General features: G+C 35.9%; 11 protein-coding genes. 8 read left to right on the forward strand and 3 right to left on the reverse strand.

Going from position 1 to position 16,045, the window contains the following annotated elements; all coding sequences use genetic code 11:
• The first annotated feature begins 141 nt into the window (after positions 1–141).
• From thiD to B3209_RS02460, 7 genes are all read left to right on the forward strand, one after another.
• Positions 142–933, forward strand: coding sequence for a bifunctional hydroxymethylpyrimidine kinase/phosphomethylpyrimidine kinase (gene thiD, locus B3209_RS02430; protein WP_296663927.1), 792 nt, complete (start codon positions 142–144; stop codon positions 931–933).
• Position 934: 1 nt separating this feature from the next.
• Positions 935–2,110, forward strand: coding sequence for a putative hydroxymethylpyrimidine transporter CytX (gene cytX, locus B3209_RS02435; RefSeq protein WP_296663930.1), 1,176 nt, complete (start codon positions 935–937; stop codon positions 2,108–2,110).
• A gap of 161 nt (positions 2,111–2,271) precedes the next feature.
• Positions 2,272–3,750, forward strand: coding sequence for a ketol-acid reductoisomerase (ilvC, locus tag B3209_RS02440; protein WP_296689735.1), 1,479 nt, complete (start codon positions 2,272–2,274; stop codon positions 3,748–3,750).
• A 121-nt stretch (positions 3,751–3,871) separates the two neighbouring features.
• Positions 3,872–4,660, forward strand: coding sequence for an NAD(+) diphosphatase (gene nudC, locus B3209_RS02445; protein ID WP_296663582.1), 789 nt, complete (start codon positions 3,872–3,874; stop codon positions 4,658–4,660).
• Positions 4,661–4,735: 75 nt separating this feature from the next.
• The gene (locus B3209_RS02450) at positions 4,736–6,250 is read left to right on the forward strand and encodes a phosphomannomutase/phosphoglucomutase (protein WP_296663586.1); all 1,515 of its coding nucleotides are present in this window, start codon (positions 4,736–4,738) and stop codon (positions 6,248–6,250) included.
• A gap of 112 nt (positions 6,251–6,362) precedes the next feature.
• A complete protein-coding gene (gene rpsU, locus B3209_RS02455; protein ID WP_013700886.1) occupies positions 6,363–6,575 on the forward strand; it encodes a 30S ribosomal protein S21 in 213 nt (70 codons plus the stop codon).
• Between the two features lie 90 nt (positions 6,576–6,665).
• The gene (locus B3209_RS02460) at positions 6,666–7,373 is read left to right on the forward strand and encodes a tRNA-uridine aminocarboxypropyltransferase (protein ID WP_296663589.1); all 708 of its coding nucleotides are present in this window, start codon (positions 6,666–6,668) and stop codon (positions 7,371–7,373) included.
• Between the two features lie 13 nt (positions 7,374–7,386).
• On the opposite strand, the gene B3209_RS02465 is transcribed toward B3209_RS02460, so the two are convergent.
• A complete protein-coding gene (locus tag B3209_RS02465; RefSeq protein ID WP_296663592.1) occupies positions 7,387–8,496 on the reverse strand; it encodes a hypothetical protein in 1,110 nt (369 codons plus the stop codon).
• Between the two features lie 118 nt (positions 8,497–8,614).
• Here B3209_RS02465 and B3209_RS02470 point away from each other — a divergent pair, with 118 nt between their 5' ends.
• On the forward strand, positions 8,615–9,361 hold the full coding sequence (locus B3209_RS02470; protein WP_296663595.1) for an acyl-[acyl-carrier-protein] thioesterase: 747 nt from the start codon (positions 8,615–8,617) through the stop codon (positions 9,359–9,361).
• A 4-nt stretch (positions 9,362–9,365) separates the two neighbouring features.
• On the opposite strand, the gene B3209_RS02475 is transcribed toward B3209_RS02470, so the two are convergent.
• Both B3209_RS02475 and B3209_RS02480 read right to left on the reverse strand, forming a co-directional pair.
• Positions 9,366–13,163 (reverse strand): UvrD-helicase domain-containing protein, encoded by a 3,798-nt coding sequence (locus B3209_RS02475; protein WP_296663598.1) that lies wholly within the window; start codon positions 13,161–13,163, stop codon positions 9,366–9,368.
• Positions 13,160–16,039 carry a PD-(D/E)XK nuclease family protein gene (locus tag B3209_RS02480; protein WP_296663602.1) on the reverse strand — a complete coding sequence of 960 codons (2,880 nt, stop codon included), beginning with the start codon at positions 16,037–16,039 and terminating at the stop codon, positions 13,160–13,162. Before B3209_RS02480 ends, B3209_RS02475 begins: the two co-directional genes overlap by 4 nt.
• Positions 16,040–16,045 lie beyond the last annotated feature (6 nt).

The raw sequence follows: 16,045 nt of genomic DNA on the forward strand, positions 1-16,045 counted from the left end.
TTCTTTCAGAAACATCGCAGGGTCAAGTGCGACAATGACATTAAATTATAAAACTCGAATTTCTAAAACAAAGCGACAACTGGGAGCACCACTTTTGCCGCTATAAAAAATAATGATTGTTTTCAAACCATGGAGGTAAAAATGAAAATTGCATTAACAATCGCTGGATCTGATTCTAGCGGAGGCGCCGGAATTCAAGCAGACATCAAGACAATGACAGCGAACGGAGTTTACGCAATGAGCGCTGTTACTGCATTGACTGCCCAAAATACAACTGGCGTAAAATCAATTTTGGAGTCCACGCCCGAATTTCTAAAAGACCAGCTGGACTGCGTGTTCACGGACATTTTTCCGGACGCTGTAAAAACCGGAATGGTCTCTTCTGTGCCGCTTATCAAAGTAATTGCAGACCGCCTGAAATTCTACAACGCAAAAAACATTGTCATTGACCCTGTCATGGTTTCAACAAGCGGATTCAAGCTGATTTCCGATGACGCTGTAAAAACATTATGCGACGAGCTTTTTCCGCTGGCAACTGTAATCACTCCGAATATTCCGGAAGCTGAAATTCTTTGCGGTAAAAAAATTTCTTCAGAAGAGCAAATGGAAGAAGCCGCAAAATCAATAAGCGAAAAATTCAATATCGCAGTTCTACTAAAAGGCGGACACAACTTGAACGACGCAAACGATTTGCTATTTCAAGACGGAACAGAAAAATGGTTCAAGGGCAAAAAAATAAACAACACCAACACGCACGGAACAGGCTGCACACTTTCAAGCGCAATAGCTTCAAATCTTGCAAAAGGAAAAAGCCTTGAAGTTTCAGTTCAAAAAGCAAAGGACTATATTTCAGGCTGCCTTGGAGCAATGCTAGACCTTGGAAAAGGAAGCGGTCCGATGAACCACGCATTCAGAATAAACGGAGAATACTAAAATGAACATAAAATCAAAAGAATTAAACATGGCATTAATTTGGTTTGGAGCCGGAGTTTCAATCGCTGAAATTATAACAGGAACATATTTTGCGCCGCTGGGATTTTCAAAGGGAATACTCGCAATTCTTTTAGGACACATCATCGGATGCGCGCTTTTGTTTCTTGCCGGAAGCATAGGCTCATTTTCAAAAAGAAGTTCAATGGAAACAACCAAGGGAAGCTTTGGAATTCTTGGAAGCAAATTTTTTGCGCTCCTGAATATTCTTCAACTTACAGGCTGGACTGGAATTATGATTTACGACGGCGCGCTTTCAATAAACGGAATTTTTAAAAACGGAAAATGGCTCTGGGCAATCGTAATCGGACTTTTAATAGCCGCCTGGATTTTTATTGGCATAAAAAATGTAAGCAAGCTAAACATCGCATCATTGTCCGCCCTTTTTATTCTTACAGTTGTTCTGTGCAAAATAATTTTTTTCAGCGGAAACAATTCAGTTGTAAATTCCACTCAGGAAGAAGCAATGAGTTTTGGAGCGGCAATAGAACTTGCGGCCGCAATGCCATTGTCTTGGCTTCCTTTAATCAGCGACTACACAAAAGAAAGCAACAAGCCTGTAGTGTCTTCACTTTTGAGCAGCCTTGTCTACGGAGCAACTAGCTGCTGGATGTACCTGATTGGAATGGGAGCTGCAATCTTCACTTCGGAAACAGACATTTCACTCATTCTCTTAAAGTCAGGACTTGGCTGGGCAGCGCTTGTAATCGTAATTCTTTCAACTGTAACAACAACATTTCTTGACGCATTTTCAGCAGGAATTTCATTTGAGACAATTTCTTCAAAGCCAAACGGAAAAACTGTCGCGCTGATTGTAACTACGCTCGGCACAATAGGAGCGGTTTTCCTTCCGATGGACAACATCACGAATTTTTTGTATTTAATCGGATCGGTCTTTGCCCCGATGATTTCAATTCAGATTGCAGATTTCTTTGTCCTGAAAAATGACAGTTCAGCAAAAAAAATCGACCTGCAAAAAGCCGTAATCTGGGTTTTGGGATTCGCGCTTTACAGAATTTCATTGAGCTGGAATTTTATCCTCGGAAACACGCTGCCTGTAATGCTCATAATTTTTGCCGTAACAGTCGCCGCCGGAAAAATCTTGAGCAAGAAAAAATAACGCAAACTGAAAGTATGTAATTTCTACAAACGTTATAATAACGCAAGCAAAACAATGCACAAAATGCAACACAAACTTTCTTACATTGCACTTTACGCATTTTATTTTCAGTGTTAAAATCAAATCATTATCTTAATTCTGACTTTTTACAGGAGATTTTTATGGGAAACAATTATTTTAATTCAATTCCGTGGCGCGAGGCTCGCCTGCAGCTCGGACACTGCCGCTCAATGGCAAAAGAGGAATTCGCTGACGGAGTGAACGCTCTCAAAGGCAAGAAAATCGTAATCGTAGGATGCGGAGCTCAGGGCTTGAACCAGGGACTTTGCTTGCGCGACTCTGGACTTGATGTTTCTTACGCTTTGCGCGAATCTGCAATCGCTGAAAAACGCCAGTCTTGGAAAAACGCGACAGAAAACGGATTCAAGGTCGGAACTTACGACGAATTGATTCCAACTGCTGACCTTGTTGGAAACCTTACTCCGGACAAGCAGCACACAGCAGTTATCACAGAAGTTATGAAGAGAATGAAGAAAGGCTCGGCTTTGTGGTACTCTCACGGATTCAACATGATTGAAGAGGGAATGCAGATTCGCCCGGACATCACAGTTGTAATGTGCGCGCCTAAAGGACCGGGAACGGAAGTCTGGCACGAGTTCCAGAGAGGATTCGGAGTTCCAGACCTTATAGCGGTTCACCCTGTAAACGACCCAGAAGGAAAAGGCTGGGCTTATGCAAAGGCTTTGGCAGTCGGAATGGGCGGAAGCAAGGCAGGTGTTCTTGAGTCTTCATTCGTTGCGGAAGTAAAATCAGACCTTATGGGCGAGCAGACAATTCTCTGCGGAATGTTGCAGGCCGGAACAATCGTCTGCTTTGACAAAATGGTAAGCGAGGGAATCGCTCCTGAATACGCGACAAAACTTTTGATGCACGGCTGGAATGTAATTTCAGAGGCTTTGAAATGGGGCGGAATCACAAACATGATGGACCGTCTTTCTAACCCTGCAAAAATCCGCGCGAACGAGCTTTCAAAGGAAATCAAGAAACTTTTGACACCGCTTTATCAGAAGCACATGGACGACATCATTTCTGGAAAATTCTCTTCAACAATGATGCAGGACTGGGCAAACAAAGACCACGACTTGCTCACTTGGCGCGAAGAGACAGGAAAACTTCCGTTTGAGTCAACTCCAGAGTCAAAAGAAGAAATCACAGAGCAGGAATATTTCGACAAGGGAATTCTGCTTGTAGCAATGGTAAAAGCAGGATGTGAGCTTGCATTCGAGACAATGGTTGACGCAGGAATCAAACCTGAATCAGCTTACTACGAATCATTGCACGAAGTTCCGCTCATCGCAAACCTGATTGACCGCAAACGCCTCTACGAGATGAACCGCGTAATTTCAGACACAGCGGAATACGGATGCTACCTGTTCAGCCGCGTTGCAGCCCCGATGATGGCGAAAGACCTTATGCCGAAACTCCACACAGACGTTATCGGAAAAGGACTCGACCTCAAGGACACAAGCGTGAACAACACCCAGCTCGTTGAAGTAAACGCAGAAATCCGCAACCACCCGATTGAAGTTGTCGGACGCAAACTTAGAAGCTACATGACAAGTATGAAACCAGTTTTGTAATTTAATTGTAAAACTAATTCACACTTGAACTTTTGCAAAATCTTTTGCTAGACTAAGACCGTCATTTTTGTGGCGGTCTTTTTTTGTTGATGCCGTTTTAAAAATTGACTGGAGAATTTTTATGCCGATTATTACAAAGCCAAATTCTTTTGAAGCAGATTATTTTTTTGTTTGCAGAGGAAATGAAATTCTAGTAAAAGACAATTCTTTTATTTCAAAAAAGGAGTTTGAATTCTTTGCAAATGAAACTTTTTCAGACGACTGGTATATAGAAAAAAATCTTTCATGCGCCGCAGCTTTGGCTAAAGAAAATCCTTTAGTTCCTGAAAACTGCAAATTTATTTCCGTCCGGCAATTTTGTTTTGAGCATAAAGAAATCGCATTTCTCGCTTCAAGAGCCTCAAGCATTTTAAAGCAAAGGAGCAAATTCAAATTCTGCCCTTCATGCAAAGAAAAATTAATTGATGACGAAATTGAATCAGCAAAAAAATGCCCGGAATGCAAAACAAAATTTTTTCCGCGGATAGAGCCAGCAACAATAACGCTCGTTTCCAAAGGAGAAGAAATTCTTCTTGTAAAAAATAAAAATTCCGCATACAAAAATTACGCCTGCGTTTCAGGCTTTGTTGAACAAGGAGAAACTCTTGAGCAATGTGTCGCACGTGAAATAAAAGAAGAAACAAACATTGAAGTTCAAAACATAAAATACTGCGGAAGCCAAGCCTGGCCATTTCCAGATCAGCTCATGCTAGCGTTCACTGCAGAATACAAAAGCGGCGAAATAAAAATTCAAGAGTCTGAAATCCTTGAAGCCCGCTGGTTTAAAAGAACTGAACTTCCGCCAGAATCACAGCTGCCGTGTCCAGGTTCTGTAGCATGGAATTTGATAAATGGAATTTTTAAAAGCTAAAAAGAACAGAGTTTGACCACCGCAAAAAAAATATATAGAATAAAAAAAATTTTGAAATTTCTAAAGAGGAAAAATATGTCCGAACTTAATTTGATGAAACTGCAAAACGGAAGCGATGTGCGTGGAATTGCAATAGAAGGCGTTGAAGATGAACATGTAAATCTTACAGATGAAGCAGCAAACTTAATAGGCCAGGCATTCGCTTTGTGGCTTGAAAAAAAATGCGGAAAAAATGCAGCCGAACTTAAAATTGGAATTGGACGAGACGCACGCATCACGGGAGAAAAACTTGCGCTTGCCGCTGCGGAAGGAATTTCTTCAACTAGCGCAAAAGTTGTAAACTGCGGACTTGCAACAACGCCGGCAATGTTCATGTCGATTGTTTTTGACAAGACAAAGTTTGACGGCTCACTTATGATTACTGCAAGCCACTTGCCATTCAACAGAAACGGAATTAAATTTTTTAATGCAGACGGCGGACTTGAGCATGAAGACATCGAGGAAATTTTAAAAACCGCACAAAATCTAACTCTGCAAAAAAACTCATCTCCGTTCACGGAAACTTTCGACTTGCTTTCACTTTATGCGGAACATTTAAAGCAGACAATTTGCAAAGAACTAAATTCAACTGAATCAGAAAAACCGCTTTCAGGATTAAAAATTGTTGTCGATGCAGGAAACGGAGACGCAGGATTTTTTGTAGACAAAATTTTAATTCCGCTAGGGGCAAACACAGAAGGAAGCGAATTTCTTGAGCCAAACGGAATGTTTCCAAATCACATTCCAAATCCAGAAAACAAGCAGGCAATGCAGGCAATTCAAAAAGCCACAGTTCAAAACAAAGCAGATCTTGGTTTGATTTTTGACACAGACGTTGACAGAATGAGCGCGGTTTTTCACACAGGAGAAGAAGTCAACCGTGATTCTATAATCGCACTTTTTTCAGCCATACTTGCGCCAGATTTTCCAGGCAGCACAATTGTAACCGATTCTGTAACAAGTGATCGCCTGACTTTCTTCCTTGAAAAAAAACTTGGACTAAAACATCTTCGCTATATGCGCGGATATAAAAATGTAATTGACAAATGTCGCGAGCTTAACGAAAAGGGAATTGTTTCTCCGCTTGCAATGGAAACTTCCGGACATGGAGCTTTAAAAGACAACTACTATCTTGACGACGGAGCTTTCCTTGCCGTAAAACTTATTTCATCACTTGCAAAAGCTTCCAAGGAAAACAAAAAAATCGAAAGCTTTATTTCAGAACTTCCGCCGGCTGGAATTGAAGCGGAATACAGATTTAAAATCAAATCAGAAGATTTTAAGCAATACGGAAAAAAAGTCCTTGAAGAATTCAAATCGCGCGCAATAAAAAGCCACTTTGACCTTCCTGAAAATTTTGAAGGCGTGAGAATTTCATTCCATGACAAAAATGCAGAAGGCTGGCTTTTGTTACGTCTTTCACTTCACGATCCTGTAATGCCGCTCAATATTGAAGGAAAAACGCAAAAAGACAAAGACGAAATTGTAAAAATAGCAAAGGAGCTTGTTTCAGGCTTTGAATTGCTAGACACAAGCGTTTTAGACAGCTAAAAAAAAATGCGGAATTTGCGCAAAAAGCATTTACCACATTGACATTATTCGTTTTTTTATTCATAATTTAGTTCCCTGCGATATTTCGTTGGTGAGGATGGTGAACAAAGACATGGCAACAATCAATGTTGATGAGAATGAAAACCTCGAAAAGGCAATCAAACGCTTCAAGAGAATGGTTGAAAAAGAAGGCATTATCCGTGAATACAAAAAGCGCGAATATTACGAAAAACCTTCTACAATCCTCAATCGCAAAAACAAATCATTGGCTCGTAAGCTTTTGAAAAAAAACCACAAGCCGCATGATTCTAAATCAGCTTACTAATTGTGATTGAAGCCCTGGAATTTTCCGGGGTTTTTACATTTTAAAACAAGCAAATAAAATTAAAATTTCATTAAAAAAAAAGAGGAGCTTATGAAAATTCAGGATGACAATGAAAATTACAGGCAGCTTTGCTTTAAATGTATGCGACCTGTTTCTTCATGCTACTGCAAATACACAGCTCCTATAAACTGCGGAATTAAATTTGTATTTCTAATGCATCCAAAAGAGGCAAAAAAGCAACGCACAGGAACAGGACGCTTAGCATCTCTTTGTCTTCCCGAAAGTGAGATTCTTATGGGAATCGACTTTACAAAAAACAAACGCCTAGAACAACTTTTAAATGACCCGCAGTATTATCCTGTTTTGCTCTACCCTTCACCAGATGCCTGGACTTGCAGCAAAGAAGGATTTAAAGAAACAATACAAGGAAAAAAACTGCTTGCAATAATCGTGGATTCAACTTGGTTCTGTTCAAAAAAAATATTGCGTTTCAGCACAAATATAAATTCTCTGCCTAAATTTTCATTCACTGGAAACTACAAAAGCATTTTCACTTTTAAGCACGAGCCGCAGGAATATTGCGTTTCTACAATTGAAACTTGCTACTATCTGATTAAAGAGTTGCAATCAACTGAAATCGTGAATAAAGAAATTTCGCCAGAGCCTCTTATGACAGTTTTTAAGCAGATGATAAAATTTCAGCTTCAAAAAGAAAACGACCGCATAGAAGGCAAAATTCCAAATAGCCATGCAAAAGACTGGAAATACACACGCAAAAAAGAAATTCCAAACTTCTAGCAGCCGACTCTTTTTATTTTTTTATATACGGAATATCTGAGTTCTTATAGCCCGGAGTTGCAGTTTTTGCAACAATCCAACAGTCTTTTCCGTTTACTATAGGCTGACCGTTTTTATATGATGCAATGGCTTCCTTTAGATTTTGGCGTGAAAGACTTTTTGTTGGTGAAATGTTATCGCAGCAAACTGCATTTTCAAGATAAGCACCGCCTTGCCATATTTCGCTTTCTGAAACAACAGAGGCAAAATCAGAAATTCCTTTTTTCCATTCGGTGCAATCTGATTTTGCAAAAACAACAGCATCAAGAATTTCAGAAGTATTGGAATTTCTTAAAACAACTATATCACTAGCAGCAAACGGTTTTTTTGTACATCCGCTCCACAAGTCCCTAGAAGTATCGCAAGAATCCTCATGCGTAGAAAGCCTTAAGTTATCCTCAAGTTCATTGTGCATTCCCTCGCCATCAAGACCTTCAGCAATAATCATTCTCATGTGCATGGTAACATAATCGCCTTCTTTTACTTCAACTGCAGGAAGAACAAATTTTGTTTTGTCGCCATTTGCCGCACTCACAATTTCAAGTCCAGAAAGATTTCCGTCTTTTAAAACATAAAGCTCCACGAACTCGCTGCGATGAACTTTTTCCCCATTTGAAGTTTTAGTTCCATAAGCATTTCTAAGTTCCGTAATTATAACTTTTGCAGGATTGCTGTTGAAGCCCTTAAATGGAACACTGAAAGTTAAAGAATTTCCTGATGAATCAAAAGCCATGCCTTCAACTTTGTAATCAATTCCAATTACAGTTTCGTTTTGAAACTCAAGCAAAACTGAATTTTCTTCATATTTACATTCTGCATTTCCCAAGCTTGAAATTTCATTTGTCAAAAAAAGCTCTGTGTTTTTCAACTCAACTTCTCTTGAAAAATCTATGCGCGCAGAATTAGAAGAAGTGGCGCAAAACTTTGTTATCTTGGGAACAGAAAAATCCCCAGACAAAAGTTCAAGACTTTCAACAGAAGAACGGCACGACATAGGACAAACAGAAAAAGTAACAGCAAACAAAAGTCCCGTAGAAACAAAAAACACCTGAGTTAATTGTTTTACAAACCGATTCAATTTCATAAATCCCCCTATATATTTTTTTTTAATGCGTTAAGCACTCTTAATATTTTTATTACTTAAAAATAAAAAAAAATGCATTGTGATTCCATTTTTACAAAAAATTCATTAAACTTTTTTTATGGAATATAAATCGTTTTTTGAAGAAAATAAAAGCATTTTTCATGTTCAGTCAAATATTTATTTCAGCCAATGCAACGCAAACAAAGACTTGAGCCTGCACGAGCTTTTAAAAATAACTTCTGATATTGCAGTTGAAGATTACAGGCAACGCGGAATGTCGCGTGAAATTTTAAAAGATAGAGGATTTGGAATTCTTGTTTCACGGTGCTCATATAGAATTCATCAATGGCCAAAAGAAAATCAATTTATAGAAGTTGAAACTTGGGAAGAAAAACCGCAGGCTCTTCAACTTATGCGCGGCTATAAAATTCTTGATGAAAATAAAAATGTTTTAGTTTCTGGAAAATCATCGTGGCTTTTAGTCGATATAAATGAACGCAGAATTCTTCCAACAAAAAAATTTGCGCTAAGAACTCCTCCTGAGTTTTGCATTGAACTTGACTGCGACAAGCCGGACAAAATTCTTCAGCCTGAAAAAAGAGAGCTTTGGGACACACGAACAATAAAGTTTTCAGACTTGGATGCAAATGGGCACACAAACAATTCAAGATACGCAGCATTTGTTGAAGATGCAATTCCAGAAGAATTCCGCGCAAGAAAACCAAAAGATTTCAAAATAAATTTTGCAAAGGAAGCAATGCTCAATGATAAAGTTGAAATTTTCGGCTTTAAAGAAGAAAATAAAATAACGTTCCTTGGGAAAACGCCAGAGTCAGTTTCTTTTGAAGCAATCATTTCATATTAAAAAATCATATAGTATAAGCTGAAATATCAATTTCCTTGTCGTAGCGAAGATAATAAAGAAAAGTTTTTATGTCTTTTGCATCGACATGGAATATTTCAGAAGCGGCTTTACGATAACAAGAAAGCTGTTCAATATAAAGTTCTGGCTTTGCAATGCGGTCAGTTTTATAGTCAACTATAAAGAGTTTTTGATCTAAGTCCTGAAAAATCAAATCCATTGAGCCCGTAAAAATCGTGTCATCCATAAGAAGCTTGAATTTATTTTCAGCTTTGCATAGACGATTTGAATTTTTTGCATCTGCAACTTTTTTTCCAAGCTCACTTTTTTCAAAAGCCTCACACATAGAAACCACAGTCTTTAAAAGAATTTCTTTGGCCTTTTGATTTTCAGAAAGTTTCTTTGCAACAATTCTGTCAACAAAGTTTTCAGCATTCAAAATATTTCCTGTAGAAACAAAAGATTCAAGATAAGAATGCGCAAGTTTTCCAAAGTCAGCATAGTTAAATTCACTAGAAGCAGAATCCTCTTCATTGTCTTCTGAATCACCAACATCTGGCTTTAAAATCAAATCAACAGAAGAATATTCTTCATTTATTTTAAATGCGTTGTCTATTTTTACAGTTGTTTTTGGAAGCAGTTTTTCAAGACCGCTTGGCGTTTGGGTTTTATCAAAAAATTCCAGAGGAAAATTAATGTCTTTTTCAAAAGGAATTTTGTCATAGAAAGCAGAAAACAGTTTTATTTTTTCTTGTCTAAGTTCATCTAAATTTATTTTGTCATCTGCACGGACTTTTGTAGAAACAGGATTTATCTTTATAAAATCAAAAGGAGCGCCATTTTTATTAAACACAGGTTCATTGCAATAAGACTCAAAAGAAAAATCATTATCGGCATAAAGTTCTTTCTGATAATAGAAGCGGCAAAGTTTATGCATCAAGGAAAGAGGACCATCATATTTTTTTTCAGCGTTGTCAGAGTCGTCAAACTTTTTTAACTCCTTGCTTCTTGAAAGACTTCCAACCAAATGCACGTCTTCTTCTGCACGTGTAATGGCAACATAAATTTTTCTCTTTTGCTCAGCAAGTTCTCTTAAAGCTGAATCTTCTTTTTGCCGCACCGAAAAATAATTTCCGCCTTCGCCCAAAGCGCATAAAGAAACTCCAGTCGCATTTTTCCCATCAAATCCGTCTTCATCAAAGAAAAAAGTTCCTATTGTCTGCGCCTTAGGATTTCCCCAGATTCCAATAACAAAGACATGCCTAAACTGCAAACCTTTACTCTGATGAATTGTCATAATTTTTACAGCATCTGGTTTTTCAATCGGATAAGAAATTTCTTTGAGTTCAAGCTCAACACTCTCATCATTCATATAAGACGAAATTTCTTTTTTCTTTGCAATTCCGAGCTGATCAACAAACCAAGAAATACTTTTTCCTTCGTTTTCAGCCTGACGCGCAGTTTCATAAAGCAAATCAAACTGCTCTGAATAAAGAGAGAGATTTCTGTTTAGAATTGTTTCAAAATAATATCCAGTTTTATACCACAAAAGTTCAAGTGATTTTGTAAGGCTTTGAGAAAGAATGTCATCTCGCAGTTCTTCATAAAAATTTTTCGCAGCTAAATATTTTTTCATATCAGAATCAGAAAGAAAGAGCGAATCATTTTCTTCAAATGCAGAAAAAAGAATTTCAGAATTTCTTGTTTTTTTAACTGATGATGACAAAATATTTTGAACACCTTGCATGCTTATTCCGGCAAATGGTGAAGAAAGAAAAGCCGCAAATGCATTTGAATCTGAAGGATAGACGCAAAATCTTAAAAAACAGTAAAAATCATTTACAATTCCTTCCGAAAAAACATTTGTCTGCCGATCAACTGTGTAAGGAATATTGAAAATAGAAAGATACCTTTGCAAATAAAATCTTCCTGAGCGAGAATTATCCAAAATTGCATAATTGTTAAAGTTGGAATCATTTTTTGAAAGCTCATAAATTTTTCTAGCAATAAAATACGCTTCTGTTTCCTCTTTACTAAGGCACTTTCCGTAGTTTACAAAATCAGAAAAACTGCTTCCATCTTCATTTTCACCTGTATTTAAAAGACATAAATGAACAGGAACATTGTTTGCACTAACGGAAGCAGGAAGTTCATTTTTTTTCAAAGCATTGTGCTTGTATTCAGCTTCATAACTTTTTACATTTGCAATTCCATTTTCTTCTGAATAAAACAAAGATGGAATTTCTGTTTCATTCAAAGGCTGATTGTTATTACAGTTTCCAAACATCAGATTAAACGAGTAAAGCAAAGGAACAGAAGAGCGGTAATTGTTCGTCATGTTCAAGTTGACATTTTCTTCACAACCAGAATTGTCCTTTAAAGATTTTTTCAACTCATTAAATACGCTTACATCTGCTCCTCGGAACTTATAAATTGACTGTTTTTCATCTCCAACAAAGAAGAGTTTTTCTGTGGAAATATTTTTTTCAAGCTCAATAAAAAATTCAGTTTCAGTTTTATTTTCGACTAAAAGCTCTTTGCCATCATTTTCAGAAATAAGAAACAAAAGCTCCTTGTTTTTTTTGTTGTTATCCTGAAACTCATCTATCATTATTTTTTTTATAAGATTTTTCTGCTGCTTTCTGATGTCCGGCTGCTCAATAAGAATCCTTAAAGCCAAATCACCAACATCTTTAAAAGAAAGATTTCCAGAAATGCGCTTGGTATTATTTACTTCTTCAAGAAATTCATCGAGGAGCTCAAACATTCTTTTTTGCGCAGAAAAGTTTTTTATAAAATTTACAACAGAAACAACAATAGGAATTGTTTCTCTTATTTTTTTTATAATTTCCTTTATTTCTTTTACGGATCCTTTGCTTCCGCCTTTGTTCATGTTTATTGAGCAAATAGAATTTATACTTGAACAAAAATCTTGTGCAATTGCAGAAAAAGAATTTGCATTTTTTTCATCTAAAGAATCAAGCAAAAAATTATTTTTGACTTCTTTAAAATCATTTTTATCAACTAATTCTTTTAACTCACTTACAAAAGTATTTTTTTCATCAGATTCATTTAAAAGCAATTTTAAATCTTCAAACTGAGATTTTATAGAATTTTCATTTTCGTCAAAAAAAGAATTCCATTCTTCAATTATTTGCGCCTTTTGTATTTGAAAATTATCCGAGAAAAAATTTTTACGAGTGGCAACAGAAGTACATTTTAGCACTGGAGCAGAAAAATAATTTGCCGCAAAATCTTCAATTTTTCCAGGCATAGAATAAACGTTAAAGCATTCTTCTGTTCTATGCTTTAAAACAAACGGAAGAGCAGCATCTTCAACTGCACGATCACAAGATGAAGAACCAGTTGTAAAGTCAGGACGAATTCCATAGCGGCTAGCAGCAATTCTTACAAGAGAACCACTGTAAGCATCAAGTGTTTGAATCTTAGCATCTGCAAATTCATCCAATGCTCTTTTTGCAAGTTTTACCTGTTTTGGATATTTATCATTATCAAGAAACTTTACAAATGCATTAAGTTTTTTATATATTCGGTCATAAATTTCAGAAGCCGCTTCTTTTGTAAAAGTAAGAGCTAGAATATTTTTTATACGTATATTTTCATCAGTCATAAGTAAAAAAGCATAACGCAAAGCAAGAACATCGGTTTTTCCAGAACCAGCGCCTGCAGAAACAACTGCGTTATCTTTTTTTGTTATTGCCTTAATCTGAAAAACATCAGGCGACTTGGAGCTAGCTGGATTTTCAGTTAAAGGTTCATTTAAAAAATTATAATCAATTCTCATAAAATTTCCTTTCTTGCAATATTAAATGATGTTCTGCAAATTGAATTCAATCCGCACTTCATGCAGTCTTTGTAAACATTTACACCGTGCTCTTTATCCATTTGAAAATTCTTAGGCTCAAAGTCAAATTCAGAAGATTTCTCATAAAAGTATTCTGCAAAAATTTCAAACTCTGACAAAGTTTTTTCAAACCCTTCTCTATCTGTGTTATGGCTTCTTGCACTCGGCAGTTTTGAAATAATTTGCACAACATCAAAGTTATCCGCAGAATCTTTTTTTATTTTGTAAAACATGGCAGAACAAACTTTCATTTGGTTGTTTTCCAAAAGTTTTACGTACGAAGCCATTTGAAAATCTCCTAAGACTGGAATTGAATCCGCATTAAAAATGCAATCTTTTATAGAGGGCGCAGAACCAGTTTTGTAATCAATGATAAAAAGCTCGTCAGGTTCATCAGGATTCAATAGCGCACAGTCAATTTTTCCAAAGAAATCAAACCGATCTGAATTACAAGGAACCTCTTTCTCAAACTCAACTCCTTCAATAAAATAGCCTCCAAAACTTTTGTTTCCTTTTTTGCTAGAATAATCCGGCAACGCGCAAAACTGCCTGAAAAACAAAAATACATTTTTACAGATAAGTTTCTTTTGGCTTTCAATAATCTTAAGAGCAAGCATACTTCTTGAAAATCCTGCATGAAGTTTAGCTTCTTCAAAAGCAGAACAAATCAACTGTTCAATTTGCACAGAAATCTCATCATTGAATACAGGAATCTTTCCCTGATAAATTCCGTTCTTATCCTGAAATTTTTTACATACAAGTTCAATCATTTTATGAACAAGTACACCAGCTTCATAATTTTTTATAAGGTCTACATCTAAAGAATCCTCTTTTAAACTCAAAACTTTTGTAAAAATGAATTTTCTTGGACAAGGAAAAAAACTTTTCAATTCAGTTTGAGAAATTTTTACTCTTTCAAGATTTGAATTCTTTCCTTTATCTTTTAGCTCTGCATTGATTTTATTTTTTAGTGAATCAGACATAAAAGAAGAATCACCTGATACAAAAATAGTTTTCCAGTTATAAAAAGATTTCTGCTGCATTTCTGAAAAAACACGATCCGAAACAATGCCGTCTTTAAAATCATTTTTTTCATTATTAATAAAATCAAATTGCTCAAGATTTTTTTCATCTGATTGCTCACAGGAGTCAAGCGCAGTGTGCATAATCGCAGAAGCAGAAAATGTTTTTTTTGACGCAGAAAAAAACACCTGCTTGTTTTTTAAACTTCTTTGCTGGGTACAATAGAGTTTTATAAAATCAACAGAAGCATCTTTTTCATTTAATTCAAGCAACGCACGTTTTTCAACATCATTTATAAATCCAAGTTTTCTAAAAGGAACAGAAATATCTTTTTGGGTTGCATTTATTACAAACTGATATTCAAAATCCGCGCAAACAGAAAGTCTATAAGGAAAAATATTAACTCCATATTTTTTTTCATTAGGTGTATAAGTTTTTTGATTGATTTCATTTATAAAAAAATCAAATACAGAATTTAATTTGTAATTTATTTTTGAAAGATAATCATGTTCAATAGACACAAGGTTGTTTAAGTCAGTAATTATCCGTCCTAGAATTTTATCTGTTGTCTTGTAACGTTCTTCATTAAACTTTTTTTCATCAACAAATTTATTTTTAAAATTGTCCCATGCAAATTTCAGTTTTTGAAAACTAGATGCATTTTCAAATTGCAAAACAGTATCTTTGATTTTTAGATAAAATTCTTTTTCTGCACTTCCATCATCAAGTGAAGAAAGCCATATATCATTTATAGATTTTCCTTCTTCATAGCTGCATACACATCTTTTTTCATTTCCAACTCTTACAAGACGCTCATTTAAATCAAAATTTTTCCATGGAATATATCCATCAAGCAAAAATGAACGCACACTGTCATAAGAAAAGTTAGAAGAAGCGCAGTCTTTTATTTTCTGAAAAATATCTCCTCCGCAATTTTTTGTATATGGAACTCCGGCACGCACAGTGAACGGAACAGAATAAATTGAAAGTTCTCTTTCCAAATAAGGTCTAATGTTTTCTAAGTCTGGAACATTGACAGCCACTGTACGCAAATCAATTTTTTCAAGATGAAGCTGTCTAAGCCTAAGAGCGAGCATTCTAATTTCTTTTCGAGCATCATTATAAAAAACACATTTTCCAGTCTGCTCATTTTTGGAAATACAAACCAATGTTACATTTTCTTCTGCACAAAGAATATTTTGGAATTCTGCAAAGTCTTCAAGAATCTCTGGATAAAAAATAAAAATATGCTTTTTATTCTTCTTGAAATTTGAATCCAGATAAGAAGGCTCGTAAAAATTGTTCTGTGCCAAAAATTCTTTGTAAAGCTCAAAAAGCTTTTTGTAGTCATTATCCTCATCATCAGGAATTTTTCCTAAAGCGCAATATTTTTCAAACTGCACATTCCAAAGTTTTAATGACGGAAGAATCTTTGAAATCCAGTCTGTAAAGCTAAAAACATTGTCTTTGAACTCTGGCGCAGAAGAAACAATTCTTTTAAAGAAATGCTGCTCATTGTTTTCTAAAAGAATTTTTTGAACAAAAACTTTTCGTACAACAGGAGGAATGCAAATAAGATTTTCATCGGCAGCCTTTAAATAATCTGACTTAAATTTATCCCATGCTGTAAACTGATCAAGGTTAAAAGCTTTTACTCTAGATTCATTCGTATTTTTTATAGCCCAGTTTATCCAGCTTGTTTGAACAACATCAGTGGGAAAGACAAAAAGCGAATTAATATTCTCTATATTTGCCGCAATAACTTCTGAAATCTTATCTTCACTAAAATTCATAGACTA

This window comes from Treponema sp. UBA6852 (genome assembly GCA_002449305.1).
GTDB lineage: Bacteria > Spirochaetota > Spirochaetia > Treponematales > Treponemataceae > Treponema_D.